This is a genomic window from Planococcus sp. SSTMD024, assembly GCF_041320495.1.
Taxonomy (GTDB): Bacteria; Bacillota; Bacilli; order Bacillales_A; family Planococcaceae; genus Planococcus.
Genome location: NZ_JBGGNS010000022.1, coordinates 395,715 through 413,869, shown reverse-complemented (window position 1 = coordinate 413,869; position 18,155 = coordinate 395,715). Strand labels below are relative to the sequence as shown.

The 18,155-nt window shown below is 52.3% G+C and carries 17 protein-coding genes; 5 read left to right on the top strand and 12 right to left on the bottom strand.

Features of this window, described 5'->3' with window-relative positions; translation table 11 throughout:
- Nucleotides 1–190: 190 nt before the first annotated feature.
- Nucleotides 191–1,060 (bottom strand): DMT family transporter, encoded by an 870-nt coding sequence (locus AB9R92_RS10890; protein WP_370669471.1) that lies wholly within the window; start codon nucleotides 1,058–1,060, stop codon nucleotides 191–193.
- 211 nt (nucleotides 1,061–1,271) lie between these two features.
- Entirely contained in the window at nucleotides 1,272–2,633 is a 1,362-nt protein-coding gene (locus AB9R92_RS10885; RefSeq protein WP_370670097.1) for a copper amine oxidase, read from the bottom strand.
- A gap of 165 nt (nucleotides 2,634–2,798) precedes the next feature.
- Between AB9R92_RS10885 and AB9R92_RS10880 the strand changes: the two genes are divergently transcribed.
- The 3 genes from AB9R92_RS10880 (at nucleotide 2,799) to AB9R92_RS10870 (ending at nucleotide 6,988) form a co-directional block, all read left to right on the top strand.
- Complete coding sequence (locus tag AB9R92_RS10880; RefSeq protein ID WP_370669470.1) at nucleotides 2,799–3,269, top strand: DinB family protein; 471 nt, start codon at nucleotides 2,799–2,801, stop codon at nucleotides 3,267–3,269.
- 95 nt (nucleotides 3,270–3,364) lie between these two features.
- A complete protein-coding gene (locus AB9R92_RS10875; protein WP_370669469.1) occupies nucleotides 3,365–3,664 on the top strand; it encodes a hypothetical protein in 300 nt (99 codons plus the stop codon).
- 162 nt (nucleotides 3,665–3,826) lie between these two features.
- On the top strand, nucleotides 3,827–6,988 hold the full coding sequence (locus tag AB9R92_RS10870; protein WP_370669468.1) for a bifunctional diguanylate cyclase/phosphodiesterase: 3,162 nt from the start codon (nucleotides 3,827–3,829) through the stop codon (nucleotides 6,986–6,988).
- A 47-nt stretch (nucleotides 6,989–7,035) separates the two neighbouring features.
- Here AB9R92_RS10870 and AB9R92_RS10865 read toward each other — a convergent pair whose 3' ends face one another.
- Nucleotides 7,036–8,094 (bottom strand): LLM class flavin-dependent oxidoreductase, encoded by a 1,059-nt coding sequence (locus tag AB9R92_RS10865; RefSeq protein ID WP_370669467.1) that lies wholly within the window; start codon nucleotides 8,092–8,094, stop codon nucleotides 7,036–7,038.
- Nucleotides 8,095–8,252: 158 nt separating this feature from the next.
- Here AB9R92_RS10865 and AB9R92_RS10860 point away from each other — a divergent pair, with 158 nt between their 5' ends.
- Nucleotides 8,253–9,533, top strand: a complete 1,281-nt coding sequence (locus tag AB9R92_RS10860) for an alpha/beta hydrolase (RefSeq protein ID WP_370669466.1) — start codon at nucleotides 8,253–8,255, stop codon at nucleotides 9,531–9,533.
- Between the two features lie 71 nt (nucleotides 9,534–9,604).
- Here the strand turns inward: AB9R92_RS10860 and AB9R92_RS10855 are convergent, their stop codons facing one another.
- From AB9R92_RS10855 to AB9R92_RS10840, 4 genes are all read right to left on the bottom strand, one after another.
- Nucleotides 9,605–10,315: an ABC transporter permease gene (locus tag AB9R92_RS10855; RefSeq protein ID WP_370669465.1), complete on the bottom strand. Its 711-nt coding sequence runs from the start codon at nucleotides 10,313–10,315 to the stop codon at nucleotides 9,605–9,607.
- Entirely contained in the window at nucleotides 10,312–11,157 is an 846-nt protein-coding gene (locus AB9R92_RS10850) for an ABC transporter ATP-binding protein (protein ID WP_370669464.1), read from the bottom strand. The genes AB9R92_RS10855 and AB9R92_RS10850 overlap by 4 nt, the downstream gene beginning before the upstream one ends.
- Before the next feature lie 137 nt (nucleotides 11,158–11,294).
- Nucleotides 11,295–12,230 (bottom strand): LytTR family transcriptional regulator DNA-binding domain-containing protein, encoded by a 936-nt coding sequence (locus AB9R92_RS10845; protein WP_370669463.1) that lies wholly within the window; start codon nucleotides 12,228–12,230, stop codon nucleotides 11,295–11,297.
- Between the two features lie 136 nt (nucleotides 12,231–12,366).
- A complete protein-coding gene (locus AB9R92_RS10840) occupies nucleotides 12,367–12,753 on the bottom strand; it encodes an RDD family protein (RefSeq protein WP_370669462.1) in 387 nt (128 codons plus the stop codon).
- Between the two features lie 116 nt (nucleotides 12,754–12,869).
- Here AB9R92_RS10840 and AB9R92_RS10835 point away from each other — a divergent pair, with 116 nt between their 5' ends.
- Entirely contained in the window at nucleotides 12,870–13,475 is a 606-nt protein-coding gene (locus AB9R92_RS10835) for a hypothetical protein (RefSeq protein WP_370669460.1), read from the top strand.
- 55 nt (nucleotides 13,476–13,530) lie between these two features.
- On the opposite strand, the gene abc-f is transcribed toward AB9R92_RS10835, so the two are convergent.
- From abc-f to AB9R92_RS10810, 5 genes are all read right to left on the bottom strand, one after another.
- Entirely contained in the window at nucleotides 13,531–15,153 is a 1,623-nt protein-coding gene (abc-f, locus tag AB9R92_RS10830; protein WP_370669459.1) for a ribosomal protection-like ABC-F family protein, read from the bottom strand.
- Between the two features lie 94 nt (nucleotides 15,154–15,247).
- Nucleotides 15,248–15,382: a hypothetical protein gene (locus tag AB9R92_RS10825; protein WP_257721097.1), complete on the bottom strand. Its 135-nt coding sequence runs from the start codon at nucleotides 15,380–15,382 to the stop codon at nucleotides 15,248–15,250.
- A gap of 94 nt (nucleotides 15,383–15,476) precedes the next feature.
- Nucleotides 15,477–16,139 carry an HAD family hydrolase gene (locus tag AB9R92_RS10820; protein WP_370669458.1) on the bottom strand — a complete coding sequence of 221 codons (663 nt, stop codon included), beginning with the start codon at nucleotides 16,137–16,139 and terminating at the stop codon, nucleotides 15,477–15,479.
- A gap of 120 nt (nucleotides 16,140–16,259) precedes the next feature.
- Nucleotides 16,260–17,327 (bottom strand): aldo/keto reductase, encoded by a 1,068-nt coding sequence (locus AB9R92_RS10815; RefSeq protein ID WP_370669457.1) that lies wholly within the window; start codon nucleotides 17,325–17,327, stop codon nucleotides 16,260–16,262.
- 83 nt (nucleotides 17,328–17,410) lie between these two features.
- On the bottom strand, nucleotides 17,411–18,043 hold the full coding sequence (locus AB9R92_RS10810) for a TetR/AcrR family transcriptional regulator (protein ID WP_370669456.1): 633 nt from the start codon (nucleotides 18,041–18,043) through the stop codon (nucleotides 17,411–17,413).
- Between the last annotated feature and the right edge of the window lie 112 nt (nucleotides 18,044–18,155).

Here is an 18,155-nt window from a genome sequence, read left to right as displayed (position 1 = left end):
ATTCACTCAACTCAGGAAGCGATTCCCCCGCTAGCCGGCAACTGCATATGAAAGCAGATCTGATTAAACGCACACGAATCAATGAACTCTCTCAGCTGCCACCCCAAAGCACGGCGGCGGCTAGTAAATTGAAGAACATGGGAGATCAACACGATTCCACACCCAATCTCTCGCAATCTTCCCTTAACCTTCAACTCCCTTTCTTAAAGCTCAGCGTCGTAACCGTCAGCAGAATAATAACCATGCCGATTATTTGCACAATAGCCAGCTCGTCGCCGAGCAAAACGAGACCAAATAACGAAGCGGTCACCGGTTCTACCATCGCAATGATGGAAGCAGTAGAGGGCGCGGTCCGTTCGATGCCGATCGTATAGAGCGCAAAAGATAGGCCAGCACCCACAATCCCTATCGCAATGAACCAGCCCACATCGCTAGAACTAAACACAGAAGCCGCTTCTTGGACATCTACGAAAAAAACCAATGCGATACAAAAAGCGACAAAAGCAAGGGTCAACACCATTTGCGGCTTCCCGTTTTCAGAGGCATTTTTGAACCCGAAAATGAATAGCGCATAGGAGAGACCCGCTCCGAGACCGGTAAGGACACCAACGAGATTGACCGCGGAAGATCCTGTATCATAGGCTTCAGTCAATAGCACGATGCCGCCAAGAACACTGAAGATGCATCCCCATTTGAACCAAGTCGATTTTTCCAATCGGAACAAAAAGGAAATAAGCAGCACAAACAATGGCGCGGTATACATCAAGGTCGCTGCAATTGGGACACTGGTCGACTCGATGCTCAAAAAATAAAAGGTAAAATTACCAGCTACCCCAATGCCCGCTACAATTGACCACAAAATTAAACGAGGTGAAAAATCTCTTTTCTCTGTTCTGCTTAAAAGAAACCACCCAATAAAACAAACCAACCCGACAGCGCCGCGATAGAAGGAAATAACCAGTGGATCCCAGCCTTTGTTCAACAATATATCCGCCAGTCCACCAGTGATGCCCCAAAAAATCGCGGCCAGAATGATCATCGCGCTTCCCGAAAACTTCATAAACAGACTCCTATCTATTCCCATTATTATCGGCATCCACTTATTCAGCCGTGTGCTGCCCATTTCCCCTACTATAGCCAGCAAAAGAAGCTCCCAAACTTTTCCCAGTAAGTTACGTGAAAGAGAATCCAAAAGGTTTTCCGCTCTATTTTTCACGGCAAAAAAACCGGAGAGGTTCAACCCTCTCCGGCTCTACAAAATCATCTCGCTATTATTGTTTTCTTGTGCGTACAGCGACTGTCGTGATCAATGCTGCAAGCAATAGTCCAGCCAATACGTACAGGTAAGGAGCTGTTGAGTTGGCGCTCATGCCGCCCATTCCTGTTGAAGGCATTTCAGATGGCATTGCTGCTTCACCGAATTCTTCAGGGAACTGGTCAGTGATCGCTGCGGACAAGCCAGCAGCCGGCATCGTCATATGCGCGTAAGCTTCACGGATCGAAGCGTAAGCTGCCTCGTAATCCCCAGCTACATAGCTGTCGAATGCCATCAGCAATTGATCGACGTGAGCCGTCAAGCCTTCTTCCAGTGCATCAGCCGGTACGCGGCCTTCTGTTGCTGCGTCCAGAAGTGCTGCTTGCTCGACGATGTACTCGTCAAGATCCGCTTTCGCTTGTTCTTGGCCTTCTGTATTTTCTTCTGCAGTGGCCGTTACGTAATCAACGAAGTAGCCGATGTGAGAGCCCCAGATTTCAGAGAACTGCTGTCCGGCTTCTTCGCCATAAACAGAACCGACGGCTGCAGAAAGGTCATCTGCGTTCGCGAGGAGCGCCGCTGCTGCCTGGTCGAAGCTTTCTGCCCCGTCAACACCGTCTTGCATGGCCATTGCCGCAAGCCCTGCATGTTCTGTGAACGTCATGTTCAAGCCTGCACGCAGGTCAACTGCCGGCGTGTCCGGGTTTGTGTTATCGAACTCTTCAGGGAACTGGTCCGTGATGGCGATCGACAAAGTTTCCGCGAACATGCTCATATGGTGGATTGATTCGCGTTCTGAAGCGTAAGCTGTTTCAAAATCGCCTTCCGCATAAGCATCGAACGCTGTGATCAATTGATCAACGTGCGCATCCAAGCCTTCTGTGACAGCGGCTTCCGTCAAGCGCCCTTCTGTCGCAGTATCAAAGAATTTCGCTTGCTCGGTTTTGTACTCGTCCAAGTCGGCCAAAGCTTTTTCACGGCCTTCTTCGTTGCCTTCTGCAGTAGCTGTTACGTAATCAACGAAATAGCCGATATGCGACTGCCAGATGGCGTCGAATTGTTCGCCGCCTTCTTCACCGTAAACGGAAGCAACTGCTGCTTTCAAATCTTCCGCGTTTGCCAATAACGCGCCAGATGCCTGGTCAAAATCTTCCGCTCCGTCGATTCCTTTTTGCATCGCTTCGACTGCAAGGAATGCGTGCTCGGTCAATACCGTATCAAGTGCGATGCGAAGTTCCGCTGCTTTCGTTGCTGTCGGCGCTTCCATCTGCTGGGTGGATTCACCGTGCCCTCCTCCGTGGCTGTCTGCAAGTGCTGCTGTCGGTACTAGTAGGGATAAGCTTAGTGGAAGTGCCACCATTAATTTGTTCATTTTCATCATCCATCACTCCTCAGTTGTTTTTAGTGTTCTACTAGCTCAACGGAAGGAAGATCAGTTTAGATCACTTTTTTCAAAAAACTTTTTTAATTGCCGGAATCCATTGATTTCCCCGAAGCCATCAATGCTATGCTAGATGAAAATGAACGGACAGGGGCGACAACTATGCAAGCTTACTGTAAGCAAGTACTTCATCAACTGGAACTGATCGTCATATCCACCAGCGAATTGATCTCTTCTATAGAAGAAAGCGATTGGGAGGTGCGGCCGACTGCCGGAAAATTTTCGGTCGGCGAACTCATCGGCCATATCGCGCTGATCTGCGTGGCCGACCTGCGCATTGCAAACGGGGCATCCCAAGCTGAAATGAGTGCATTTTACAGTTCCAAGACACCCATTTCCAAAGAACAAGCGCTTGTCGAATTGGCACACAGCTTCGAACTGCTCAAAAACAGTTACCTTCCATTAGATGAAAGCCAGCTTCAAAAAATCCACACCGCCTATTGGGGCGTCAGTTACAGCCGCTTCGAATGGCTGCTCGAAACGCTCGTCCACCTCACCCATCACCGCGGCCAATTGCACTCAATGACTATTCATAGCCTTGGCAAAGATCCAGCAATAGCTCTGTTCGAATAAAAAACGGAAACCCGCAGTGCTTCGCTTATATTATCCCGGTTTCGGGTATGGACAAAGACCTATTCAAAATCATACGGAAAGCCAGGTGTTGTTAAATGTCTACAATAAATCAGCCGGACCTGTCGCGCATCAAAGAAGTAAACCCCGATACGCTCGGCGAAGAGTATCCAGTTCGCCGCCCAGTCGTCGAAACGACGCTGTATTCGGCTTATTTTGTCCCGACACAAGGAGCGGAAGGCCCGCCCTACGACATCCTTGTCATCGAACATCCTCCCGCCACCCCCGTCTCAGCTTTTATCTGGTGCCGGCGTATCCAAGGAACCGGGACGAAAATGGAAGTCGTCAAGGAAATCACCAATGCCATCGATTATATGAGAGATCGCCGCGGCAGCTGATTTTCAGTACGAGAAAGCGTCCGGGCAGTATTTTATTTTTCGTTTAGTATTGCCATAAATTTCTTTTAAATATAGGCTATATGGGTATTTTTTCTGTACTTTCAAACTGCTTCCCTGAGATATAATAGTCCCCATAACATGATCACGAAAGGATTGTTCCCCATGCCCCTCGAATTTGCGCGCCTCGTCTTCATGGCATTTTCCGTCTTGACGGCCATCGCCGCTTCCTATATCGCCCTCCTGTTGATCGGCCGTATCGCCGACCGGAGCCGGAACCATCCGCTATGGTGGGTCGGCGGCAGCTCGATCGTATTCGGCACTGGCATCTTTTCCATGCATTTCATCGGCATCTTGACCCACCATTCAGCAGCCCCTGTGCAATACGATCCGATTCTGCTGGGCATTTCGCTCTTCGGGGCAATTGGTGCCGCGTTCCCAGCTTTTTATGTGCTGCGCACCTCTAGCCCCCCTGCCAGCCATTTATACTTGAGTGGATTTTCCATCGGCTTCGGTGTCTTGTTCATGCATTTCATCGGCAATGCCGCCGCCCAAGTCCCCGGCACTGCCCAATTCAACGTGGCGCCGTTTGCATTATCCGTAGCAATTGCGTTCGTTTTCTCAATTGCCGCTTTGCGCGTTTTCTCCCGCAACCGCAAGCGCCCCGATTCACCCGGCAGAAAACTCACAAGCGCCGTAGTTCTCGGAGGGATGATCTCTGCGGTTCATTACACCGGCATGCAGGCAACCAGTTACCCAACAGCCGCCTCAGGGCCGGCATCTTTCACCAATATGGGCCTGGCGTTTGTCGTATCGGCACTGATTCTGCTGTTGCTCGCCATTGCCGGTTATTTGGCTTATCTCGACCGCAAGCAGCTGAGCAATGAACAGCGCTACTTACGGAAGATTCGCGAAAGCGAACGGCGTTTCCGCAGGCTTGCAGAAATGTCGCCGGAAGCCATCGCCATCCATAGCGGCGGCAAGCTTCTGTACGTCAACAATGCCTGCTTGCGCATGTTCGGTGAATCGGACGCCGGGCAATTGATCGGGACCAATGTGCTCAATTACGTCCACCCCGACTATCATGACACGGCCAAAGCGCGTATTGACTCAATGAACCGCGGCCTCAGCACCCCACCCGCCGAACAATTGTGGATCACGCCGAAAGGTTCCGTGCATGAAGTCGAGCTGACGGGCATGAGCATTGAATTCGAGGGCAATTCCGCTGTCCAGCTGTTGATCCGCGACATCACCGAGCAGAAGAAAATCGCCCGTGAACTCGAGTTGAACCGGCAGCGCTACGAATCGTTGTTCCAGAACAATCCCGACGGCATCTTTTCCATGGATGCTTCCGGCCGCCTGAATGACGTCAACCACGCTCTTGTCCGCTTGCTCGGTTATACCCGTGAAGAACTGACGGAAAAGACGTTCCATACGATTGTCGAAAGCTGTCAATTGGACGCAACCGAAGTAAAATTCCGCCTGGCGCTCGAGGGCATGACCCAGAACTACGAGACGGCCGCCATTCACAAAGCAGGCCATCAAGTCGCCTTGCGCATCACCAATATGCCGATTCTGACCGATGGCGCCGTGACGGGAGTCTATGGCATCGCCAAAGACATCTCCGCGGAGAAACGCGCACTCGCCATGCTTGCGGAAAGCGAGGAAAAATACCGCTCGCTATTTGATTACAACCTCGACGCCGTCTTTGAAATGGATAGCGAAGGGCGTTTCGTCAACGCCAACGCGATGACGGAAGAAGTAAGCGACTACACACGCGAGGAATTGATCGGCCTTGATTTCACGCCGCTTATCGCCGAAAACCTCGAACGCGTGCAAGGCTTTTTCGCTTCAACGCTCTCGGGCGAGGCGGTCAATTTCGAACAGCGCATCATACGGAAAGATGGCAACCTCATCGAAGTCGACATCAACGCCGTCCCGAAACGCCGGAACGGTGAAATCGACGGCGTCTTCGCCATTGTCCGTGACATTACCGAGAAAAAAGTGACCGAACAGAAAATCAATAACCTGGCTTTCACCGACCAGCTGACGGGACTGCCGAACCGCCACTGGTTTTACCAGAACATCCGGGAAGTGCTTTCCAGAACGGAAGAGCGCCAGCAAAAAATCGCCGTCTTGCTCGTCGATTTCGATGATTTCAAAAGCGTCAACGACTTGCTCGGGCATTTCGGCGGCGACCAATTCCTGAAAATCGTCGCCAACCGCATCCATTCCTGCCTCGGTCCGGATGATGCAATCTCCCGTTTCGGCGGGGACGAATTCATCATCGTGTCGGAAAATACGACCGAAGACGAGGCCCATGCACTGGCCCAAACGATTCTCCAGGTGATGCGCGAACCGGTGCAATTGCTCGGCCAGGAATTCTCGGTGACCTTAAGCATCGGCATCGCCGTCCAGACGGGCTGTGAAAGCGACGGCGAAGAACTGATCAAAGAGGCCGATTTTGCGATGTATTCCGCAAAAGAAAACGGCAAAAACAATGTTCAAGTGTTTACCTCTGAACTGGACAGCCAAATGACGCGCAAAAGCCAAATGGAACAGGCGCTGAAAAAAGCGCTCGATGAACGGCAATTCGCGCTTCATTACCAGCCACAAATCCATTTGGCGAGCGGCGAAGTAATCGGTTACGAAGCGCTTTTGCGCTGGCAATCGCCGTATGGCAATGTGCCGCCGTCGGAATTCATTCCGATCGCAGAGGAAACCGGCTTGATCGTGCCGATCGGCGAATGGGCGCTCCGCCAGGCTTGCCGCGACGCCAAGGAGTTCTGTGCGCTCGGCCACGTCGCGGAAAACATTTCCGTCAATGTCTCGGCACGGCAATTCAAGGATCCGGACTTCAGTGAAAAAGTGCGCTCCATCTTCGAAGAAGAACAAGTCGATCCGCGGTGTTTCGAGATTGAAATCACGGAAAGCGTCATGCTCGATATCGAACAATCCGCACGCATCATCCGTGAGTTGAAAGCGCTCGGGCTGCGCATTGCCATCGACGATTTCGGTGCCGGCTATTCTTCGCTGAACGTCGTGAAAAACGTCGAAATCGATACGCTGAAAATCGACAAATCGCTGATCGATGAAGTGCTCATCAACCGGCGCAACTTATTCATCCTTGCCGCGATCATTGAAGTCGGGAAAAACCTGAATGCCCGCATCGTCATCGAAGGCATCGAACTCGACGAACAGGCGAAATTACTGCAGCCCTTCGGCATCGTCGGGCAAGGCTATCTGTTCAGCCGCCCATTGCCGCCCGGAAGCCTCGATGCGTTTCTCAGCAAATCAAGCCGCAGCACGGCTAAACTACTCGAATAAAAAAAGGCGCGCAGCTTACACGGCTGCGCGCCTTCTTTGTGTTCAAGTCAATTTTTGCGCGTGTACTTGCGCACGGCCGGCAAGATTTCTGCCGCCAACAATTCCAGATTGCGCTCCAGGCGCTCCATCGGCACACCGCCGAAATCCATTTGCGCGATGTAGCGCTGATGGCCGTAAAGTTCATGCTGGTACAGAATCTTCTCGATGATTTGCTGGGGGCTGCCGATGTTCATGACGCTCTCTTTCGCCGCGCCGTGCTGGAACGCTTCCTGTGGATAACCGCGGCCGTTCGTTTTGACCATCCCTTTATCCACATGTGGATAATATTCTGCAAGCGCCTGCTGCGTCGTTTCGGCGGCGTTGAAGAACCCAGCGGTGGCGACCGGCAATTGAGAAGCATCATGTCCTGCGGAGGCTGCGGCATTGCGGTAAGCATCGATCGTCATTTTGAAGGTGTCGGCCGGGCCGCCGAGCGTGGCGAGCATCATCGGCACACCGGCCTGCCCCGCCTTGACAGCGCTTGACGGATGCCCGCCGACCGCACGCCAAATCGGCAGCCGGCCGTGTTCCGGGCGCGGCAAGATCTGCGCGTCTTTTAGCGACGCGCGGAAGCGGCCGTTCCAATTGACGGTTTCCTGCTCGTTGATCTCAAGCAATAGCTTGAATTTCTCTTCATACAATTCCTCGTAGTAACGGATGTCGTAGCCGAGCAAATCGAACAGCCCGACACGCGACGCCCGCCCGGCGATGATTTCCGCGCGCCCTTCCGAGATCAAATCGATCGTCGCGAAATCCTCGAAGACGCGCACCGGGTCGGAGGTGGAGATGATTGTTGAAGAACTTGAGATTTTGATTTTTTCAGTTGCCTGTGCAATCGCCGATAGGACGACCGAATGCGCCTGTGTGGCGAAATATTCCTGATGGCTTTCGCCGACGCTGAAAAAGTCGACGCCTGCCTGTTCAGCAAGCTGCGCGAAGCGGATGATCTCGCGGATCCGCTCCCCTTCCGTTTGCCGTTTTCCTGTATGCGGGTCCGGCAGATGATCGCCGAGTGTATAGATGCCGAACTCGAGGCCGTTGTTCGGATTGATGCGGTATTGTTCCATGTTCTCCGTCCTTTCGCCTTGCGTTTTCCCAATCCTTTTCAGTATAACGGCTTGCATGACGGTGTGGAAATCATCCATTCGGCTGAAAAAGGAAGGAGAAGACCGCTCTTCTGCTGAACTAGTTATAGAAGAAAGTGACAGCATTAGGAGGCCAACAGATGAAAAAATGGACAGCCGCCGCATTGGCGCTTGCAGGAATCCTGCTTGCTGCCGGATGTTCCGGCGATGACAACGAAGACACAGCAGAAAGCGAAACGGCTTCGAAAATCGACGGATTTTGGCAAGGCGCGATTGAAGTCCCAGGACAGCCGATTCCGTTTTCGATTGAGTTTACTGAAGGCGAAGGCACCTTGAGCATTCCGCTGCAAGGCGTCGAAAACTATCCCTTGTCGACCATCAAGTTCGATGACCCGGAAGTGGCTTTTGACGCTACCTTGCAAGGCGAGCGTTTGGTGTTCGAAGGCCAACTGGATTCGGAAAAAATCACCGGCGAGATGACGCAGCAAAACCAAAAGTTCCCGTTTGACCTCGAGCGCGGCGAGAAAGAACAAGCCGCCGATCCCGAGAAAATCATCGAAACGGAAGTCGAGGGCGGCATGATGCAAGCGCTCGAAGAAATCCCTGATACGGAGGGGCCGCATCCGGTCGCGATTTTGATTGCCGGGTCCGGACCGACCGATAAAGACGGCAACTCGCTGACGCTCCCCGGCAAAAACAATAGCTTGAAGATGCTCGCTGAAGAATTAAAAGCCGAGGGCATCGCCGTGATCCGCTACGACAAGCGGGGCGTCGGTGACAATGCCGCACTCGGAAAAAATGAGGCCGAGCTGCGCTTTGACGATTATGCACAAGATGCCGCTGCCTGGGTCCGCTTCGCGAAAGATGACGCGCGCTTTACGGATGTCGCGGTTATCGGCCACAGCGAAGGCGCACTCGTCGGGCTCGTCGCCGCCAATCAAGAAGGCATCGACTCCTATGTATCGCTGACCGGCGTCGGTCGCCCAGCGGATGAGATACTGACAGAACAGCTCAGCACCTTGCCCGCCGCCCAATTCGAAGAAGCACAAGCGATTCTCGAACAACTCGCACAGGGCGAAACAGTGGACGACGTGAGCCCGGAACTGCAGCAAATCTTCCGGCCATCCGTTCAGCCGTACCTGCAGTCGTGGATGGCGTATGACCCGATTGATCAAGTCGAAAAACTCGACGCAGAGGCCTTATTTGTCGGCGGCACGCGCGATTTGCAAGTGCCGGCGCAGGACGCTGAACTGCTTCACGAAGCGAAATCCGGTTCCGAACTGTTAATTGTCGACGGCATGAACCACGTGCTGAAACCCGTTCCGGATGACCAAGAAGCGAATATGGCGGCATACGCCGACCCGGAATTGCCGCTCGCAGACGGTTTGGTGGATCGGATTGCGGAGTTTTTAAAAAACTGATCACATCCAACAAACTTCTTTAAAACGACCATAAAAAATCCGGCTGAACTTTTCGGTTCAGCCGGATTTTTTTATTGGTCCATCAAACGTTTTTTGTAGAGAATAAACGAAACAATGGTCAAGACCACTGTCCATACCGAGATGATGACAAGCGGTCTCGCGACTTCCCCGGCAGCCGCCCCGACTTCCATCGCCACAAGCAACTCGCTCAATTGGCTGCTCGGCAAATAGCGCAGCACTTCCAAAAACGGATACTGTTCTTCAAACGCCAACGCAAATGGCCCGGCCGTGAAGATGATCAGCACTGGAAAAACCGATAGCGAGGCTTCCAGCAAAGTCTTCGAATACAAGCCGCAAATCGTCCCGATCGCCGTATAAAGCAAGATGGAGATCCCGAGCGCCGCCGTCAGCAACATCACGTTCGACGTTTCGTAACCGAATAGGTATGTGCTGAACGCCAGTACAGCCGCTGAAATCAAGAAAACGAGCGCGCTTTTTCCGATCAATACGTCAAGCATCGAGGCCGGGGTCATCATGAGCGACCGCAGCGTATTGCGCTCCTTCTCCTCTGCGATCAAACACGCCTGGACGAAACTGGTGAGCATTGCCAGCGAAAAGTTCATGATGAATGCGTATATCGCCGCCTGATCGCCGGCTTCCGTCCGGTACAGCAGTGCAAAGACGATTGGAAACACAATCATGATCGATACCGCATAGTTTCTCGAGAACTCTTTATAATCTTTGATGAAAATGGCTTGGATACGCTTTAATGACACGTTCATACCAATTCACTCCCCGTCAGTTTAATGAAAATATCGCCCAGGCTCAGCTCATTCGTGTATATGCGGTCGATTTGCCCGCGGCTCATCCACCCGGCGATCGCCGCTGCCGAATCTTCGTTCATCGACAAGCGCTCTTTTTCTCCCGACGTCAATTCCACCGTCAGCGTGCCGTCGCGGTGCACCTTTTTCAATTCTTCAGGCGCCCCGATCGCACGAATCTCCCCTTTATGCAAAATCGCCACGCGTTCACACAGCGTTTCTGCTTCAGTCATATCATGCGTCGTCAAAAAGATCGTCGTTCCCCGTTCATTTAAATAGCGCAAGCCTTTATGGATATGCGCGGTATTGACCGGGTCAAGTGCAGACGTGGGCTCATCCAAAAACAGCAGTTCCGGTTCGTGGATGATGGCGCACGCCAAGGTGACGCGCTGGCGCATCCCTTTCGACAGCACATTGACGCGCTTTTTGCGGTCGGCGTTCAAATTGACGAAATGAAGCACTTGATCAATGGACGATTTCGGCAGACCATATAAGCGCCGGAACACATCCAAGTTTTCTTCAATGGATAACCGTTCATACAAGCCGCTATTGTCGGTCAAGATGCCAAAACGCCGTTTCTGCGCTGTTTTTTGCATCATTCCAGACGGCATCTCCATCACGGCAGCATGCCCGCCCGTCGCTTCCAATTGGGCCGTCAAAATCTTCAATAAGGTGGTCTTCCCCGAACCGCTCGGCCCCAGAAAGCCGAAAATCTCTCCCTTCGGAATTTCGAAGGATACATCTTTCAAAGCCACATTGCCGCCAAATGCTTTTCGGATATTCTGTACGGAAATTGCATTCATTTGCGCCACTCCTTTTCGTTGATACCATCATCATAGTAAGAAAAAAGAGCAGACGCTTTGAGATTCCGCTAGCATGTACCATTTCCCGGCCGAACTGTACCGGGAAATCCGTGATTTGACGATTATTTCCCGGGAAATTAGATGTTCAACAGCTCTTTTAATTCGGCTAATTTCGTCCTCGACAGCGGCACAACGGAATCTTTTCCGGTCGTCAAGCGCAGGCTATAGCTGTTTTTCGTCCACGTGATCAATTCCCGCACTTTTTGCAGATTGACGATATATGAGCGGTGGCAACGGAAAAACCCGTAATGCTGGAGCCTTTCTTCCAATTCCGCTAAAGTCAGTGCGCACGCATAGGTCTCCCCTGCCACATGCACCACCGCCGAACTATTGATGCTTTCGATGTAATCAATTTCCGGCGGATTGAACAAAATGGTTTTGTCGTTCTTTTTCGTCGGGATTTTTTGAATCTTGAACTCCGTTTCGCCCAGCTCATCCGGACCTTCCGTATCATCGTCAGCATCCGTAATATCCAATAGATGCAATCCCGCTTCGTCCAAACGGTAGACTGTATCGCAACTGATCAGCGCATCTTCCAGATTGGCGGTGAGGATCAGGATCTGTTTTTCTTCCGACAATTCTTCCAATAGCCGCCTGAATGCCAATTGATCGGGTTCTTCGAGCTGGAAATACGGCTCTTCCAGAACGATTGCGGGCTGCTGCGCGTAATAAATCCGCAGCAAGGACAAATAGATTTTTTTCGACGCCGGCAAATCGGCAATTTTCACTTTCCGGTATTCACCGAGCTGAAACAGCTGAAGCATCGAACGGACCGGTTGGCTGTGGCCGCTGAGCGACTTCATGAAGCGCAGCAATTCCTCGACGGTCAACCGCGTATATTCGCCTTGTTCCGCGAACGACAAATAAGCATCGTCCCGCTCCGCCAATTGGGCCAGGAGGATTTTTTTGCGCTGGACATTCGTTTGGATGCCCAGTATGGTGCCTTTTTCCATGTTCAATTCCAGCGGCGGGATGATTCGTTGTCCGTTCACGCTCATTTCTCGAATGTTCATAGGCTCCTCCTAGTTCACGAAAAGATTCTTACAATTATTGTAACCTTTCTTTTGCCGCTAGAGACAGTTTCATTTTGGAAATTATGTTTTTTATACCATCCAAAAGACGGCACCCCATTGGATGCCGCCTCATCGTTTATTTACCGAGTTCACGCACCACAGTGTGCGCGTACCGGTCATGAGGCATTTGTGCGCCCATGTCCTGCCCGCGTTGTTTGAACCATTGGAGCGTCATAATCGAATCGCGGTGTGCCACGCGTTTGAGGATCTGTTCACCCGTCAGTTCGCCGCCGTCTGCGTTTTCGATCTTGATGCCGGCGATTTTGTGGCCGACCGTCTGTCCGCACATCTTCAACTGGGCGTATTCAAGTCCCCAAAACACCACAGTCGGCGTAACGAGCGCATGCACCCATTCCTTTTTAACCTTTTTCCGCAGCAGCGGCTCCACTGCCGCGGTCACTATGGCAGAGGCCATCACGTCGATCGCAAACGCTTTGCCGCGTTTTTTCGTCAATGCATCCATTTCCATTCCTCCCTGATTTTCCGTCTCTTTCCATTATACCGTTCGGGCTCTGCAAAGACAGCTGGAGCTGTATGCGTTATGATAAGGAAAAATCAAGGAAAAACGGGGTGACATGCATGGCATTTCTAGTGATTTGGCTGATGATGATTGCATACGCTGTCTTTTTCGCGCCATCGGGTTCCGGCGGATATGAATTCGGCCCGCTGCTGATGGGCGAATGGGAAGGGATCGATCCGCTCATCCTCGCAGTCTTTAACTCGCTCGGCATCTTCCCGCTCGTCTTTTTGACGCTTCTCTTGCCGAATGACCGCTTCCGCTGGCCGGCGTGGCCGTTCGCGTTTGCTTCATTCGGTGTCGGGGCGTTCTCGCTATTGCCGTATTTCGCGTTCGGCGACAAGCCGCCGGAGAAAAAGCGCCGCGGGCCGAATTGGCTGCACCGAATCCTGCGCTCAAAAGCGTGGCTGATCTTTGTCGCCGCCATCAGCACCATCAATTTCCTCACCGTCTTCCGCGGCTTCTCGCCACAAGCCTACGCGGAAGCGTTCCAGACCTCGAGTTTGGTATCGGTCATGACCATCGACTGGTTCGTCCTATGGGGCTTGTCGATCTATGCCACGTACCGCTTCTTGCCGGAAGCGAACTTCAAGCAATTGGCTCTGTTGCCGGTGGTCGGGCCGATATTGGTATTATTGTTCAACCGCAATTCAAAAAAAGAACAATAGAAAACGTTCCTGGCACAGTGCCAGGAACGTTTTTTTCGTCAGTAAATCCACTTATTCATTGCAGGATGCCGGCCACGTTTCTCTGCTTGTCTGCCGCCCACTCATAAGAACCTTCATGTAAGGTTAGGGTTTGGTCTTCAATCCACGCGATTTTCGTGAACAGCTTCTGAAGGAAATAGCGGTCGTGGCTGATCGCGATGATTGTGCCGTTGAATTCCTTCAAGGTTTCCTCGAGCACTTCGCGCGATTCGATGTCGAGGTGGTTGGTCGGTTCATCCAACACAAGCACATTGCAGTCTTCCTGCATGAGCTGCGCGAGGCGCAAGCGCATCTTTTCACCCCCGCTGAGATCCTTGACGCGCTTGAAGACGTCGTGGCCGTAGAACAGGAATTGCGCGAGCAAATGGCGGGCGTCGCCTTCTGTCACCGATAAATTATCGCGGAACGCCTCAATGACGCGCGCTTCTCCGTCGAACGCTTCAAACTGCTGGGCCAGATAGCCGATTTTGACATTGCTGCCGCGGCGCACTTCCCCGCCGATCGGTTCGATCTCGCCGAGCAAGATCTTCAGCAAAGTCGATTTGCCGGTGCCGTTGTCGCCGACGATTGCCAAGCGGTCCTGCCAGTAGACAGACAGCTCGACATCGGCAAACAGCACCTCATCGCCGAAGCCGTGGAACACATCCTGCAGCTCGAAGACCCGTTTGCCGCTGCGGTCATTGGCTTGCAGCTTCAGCTTCATCGCCTTTTCCACCGTCGGCCGTTTCACTTTCTCCATGCGCTCGAGCATTTTCTCCATCATTTTTGCTTTGCGGAACAAGTCCGGATTCGGCGGTGAGGCTTCGTTCGCCCATTGGCGCAAGCGGCGTATGGATTCCTTGATCTTCTGGATCTTCTTCTGTTGTTCTTTATATGCCGCAAATTGCTGCTCCATCTTCACCTGCTTGTTGCGAAGGTAAGCGTCGTAATCGCCTTTACTTTCCCAGATCTCGCCGTCTTCGATTTCATAGACTTTGTGCACGACGTTATTGAGGAACTGCCGGTCATGCGAAATGACGATGACGGTGCCGCTGTAGTATTCCAGGTAATGTTCGAGCCATTCGATCGCCGACAGATCCAAATGATTCGTCGGCTCATCAAGCAGCAGGACAGACGGCTTGCGCAAAATGAGCTGCGCGAGCATCACTTTCGTCTTCTCGCCGCCGCTCAGCGAATCAAACCGCTGGCCCGTCAGATGCGCCACGCCAAGGCCGTTCGCCACGGCTGCGATTTTGGACTCCGTTTCATAACCGCCGGCTTCCATAAACTGCTCCTGCAGCTCGCCGTATTGCCGCAGCACCCGCTCGTCCGCACCGTTTGCCAGCTGGATTTCCAGTTCGCTGAGCCGCTTCTCGATTCCGTGCAATTCGCTGAAGCTTTCATTCAATACTTCGTACACGCTGTATCCCGGGTAGTCCGGGATTTGGTGCAGATAGCCGATTTGGGTATTCTTCGTCCGGATAATCGTGCCGGCATCCGGCTCTTCCAGTCCTGCCAGCAGCTGAAACAAAGTGGTCTTGCCCGAGCCGTTGCGGCCGACAACGGCGATCCGTTCTTTCTCGTTGATTTCGATGGATAAATTGGTGAAGATTTCGTTGCCGCCAATGGATTTCGTTAGTTGTTGTGCTGTGATTTGCATAGTTTACGCCTCCAGGGCGCAGCTGAAAATCGGTACAAAAAAAGACCGCCACGTATCGGGCAGTCTTCTCTAGTGGTGAAAAGAATGTCAGATATCAGCTGCGCGTAATTTTGAAATTGACTAAAAAAGGGCAGACTTCTCCCGTCGGCGTCAAATCAAACGTAATGACACGTGTGAAATACAAAGCTTCCTCCATTTTCACACCCATCACCGCAGCACATTTCTCCATTCTTTTCACCTCCGTTTCGTTTAATTGTCTTAATATTATCACATCTATTCATGGAAGGGAATATCCAAATGCGCTCTTTCTGTCAAATCGTTGATTATCCCCTGACCTGCGCTTGTTTCAACACAGCTGTAAGTTCCATCAAGCCATCAATCACAAGGTCTGCTTCTTTCAGTTCCTGTTCCTGCGCAAAATCAAAGCGGCAGCCGACCGCCAATAGGCCGTTTGCTTTCGCCGCACGGATATCGGACAGGCGGTCGCCGACTACCGCCCCTTCTGTCACGCCGTATTTCTCTTTGATCATGCGCACGAGTTCCCCTTTATCGGGCGTGTCGACTTGTTCGATGCTGAACGTTTCCGTCACCCACTCATCCAATCCGAAATGCTCGACAATTGCCGCCAAATAACGCACCAGCCCGTTGCTCGCAATGAAGATCCGGTAGCCTTCTGCACTTAATTTCGCGAACACTGTCGTAACGTCAGGATACAACACCCCTTTGCCTTCGGTGATATTTGCGATCAATCGCTCAAGAAAATACGCATCCATCTCGCGCTTCGTTTCATCAGATTTCCCGGGCAATAGCGCTTCCCACACCGCAGGCAGCGGCACCCCCATGATGTTCCGGTACGCTTCGATCGGCGCTGCGCCTTGCCAGTCGCCTCGCTCGCGCAGAACCGCGAACGCTTCTTCCAGGGATTGCTCTAAAATTGTGCCGGTCTGGAACAAGGTGCCGTCCATATCAAAAATAATTGCTTTCATCTGCCTACCTCCTGTTCTTTCTATAAAGATCGCAAACCCCATCAAAAGTTCCCGGATTTTGCAAAAGAATTTCCCATTGAAAAACCGGCACGCAATGGCGCACCGGCTGAATGTAGAAAATTATTTAATCCCCATGGAATCTTTATAGCCTTTCAAGTAGCCGATCTCGGATGGGCTCGCCATCTCTGGCGCGCTCATCGCACGGTGCCAGTTCGGGTAGATCGGCACCGGGCGCGCCGCTTTTTCGATCAGGCTGTGTTCGTCTTGCTTCAGCTTGATTTTATAGGACGCGATATTTTCCTGCAGTTGCGCTTCGTTGCGCGCGGCAATGACGATCGGGCCGACGTTTGGGCGGTCGCGCACCCATGCATAAGCGATTTGCGGAACGCTTGCGTTATGGTTCGCTGCCACTTCCTCGAGCGCATCAATTACTTGGTAGAGACGCTCTTCGTCCTGCACCCAAGGCTCCGGCCAGCCGCCGCCTTGGCGCGTATCTTTCGGCGCTTCTTTGCCGCGGCCGATCTTGCCATTCAACAAGCCTTCGCCGAGCGGGCTCCAGATCATCGAGCTGACGCCAAGCTCTGCACCGGCTGGAAGCAATTCGTATTCCGCTTCGCGCGCTTCCGGCGTGTAGTAGATCTGCTGGGTCGCAGGCGGGATCTTGCCGTTCTGTTCAGCGAATGTGTGCGTCTTCGCAAGCGCCCATCCGCTGTAGTTCGACACGCCCCAATGGCGGATCTTGCCGGCTTTGATCAAGTCGTTCATCGTCTCGACCGTCTCTTCGACCGGCGTCTGGCCGTCCCATAAATGGACGAAATACAGATCCAGGTAATCGGTGCCGAGGCGCAACAGCGATTCATCGATCGATTTCAACAAATTCATGCGCGAGGCGCCGCGTGAATTTTGGTGGTCGTCAAACGGAAACCCGGTCTTCGACGTCAACAATACTTTGTCACGCTTGCCGCGGATCGCCGCGCCGAGCACTTTTTCGGCATTGCCTTGCGAATACAAATTCGCGGTATCGAACATATTGATGCCCGCATCAAGCGACATGTCGACCATGCGGCTTGCTTCGTTTTCCTGGATATTGCCCGCCGCTTCAAAGCCGTTCGTGCCGCTGAACGGGACGGTGCCGAGAATGTATTTCGGGACGCGCAGCCCCGATTTGCCTAGATTAATATAATCCATTATGAAGGTCCTCCTAGTAACGAACTGTTTTTTATGTCAGTCATTCTCTACCCGCTTAGACCCCCTCGACAAACAAAAATCACTTAGCTCAGCGGTTTGTCAGGATCCGCGCCATCCGTCAATCCCGCCGCAAAGAACGGACCTTTGATGGTCATCGTCGAGATGATGCGCGCGATTTCTTCCGGCGGTTCCCCGGTGTCACCGTTCAGCCACTGCTGGATGACGCCGATATGGGCCGAGGCGATATAGGCAGCCAAGTAACGCGGAGGCACAAGTGAGTTACCAGAACCGAGCAAGATGTCTTTATTGCGCTCAAACAATGCTTTGCTGAGGAATTCCTTCATCTTGACCTGGAAGCCGGCATCGCCTTTTGGCCCGAGCAACACCTTCATCAGGCTTTTATTGTCATGGAGAAATTCAAAGAGCGGCACTGGCACCGCGAAATCCTGGATTTGTTTCATGCCTTCGATAAGCTGCGGGATATTGCGGATGATTTTGATTTCCATTTCCTCGATCAATTGCTGCTGGCATTTGTCCATCAAATCGTATTTGTCCTCGTAATGGCTGTAAAACGTGCCGCGGTTGATGTTAGCGCGTTCGGCAATATCCTTGACGCTCATCGCCTCAAAACCCTTTTCTTCAATCAATGAAATCAACGCAGACCGGATCGCCTGCTGCGTCCGGACGACGCGCAAATCGGCTGGTTTGCCGCTCATTTTCATTCCTCCCTCATTTTTTCCGACACTTTTCCCCATACTGTCGCTTAAGCAACACTTTGCCTGTTTTTGATTATTGTTCCGCCATTGCCAAGGAATTATACTGAAGCCA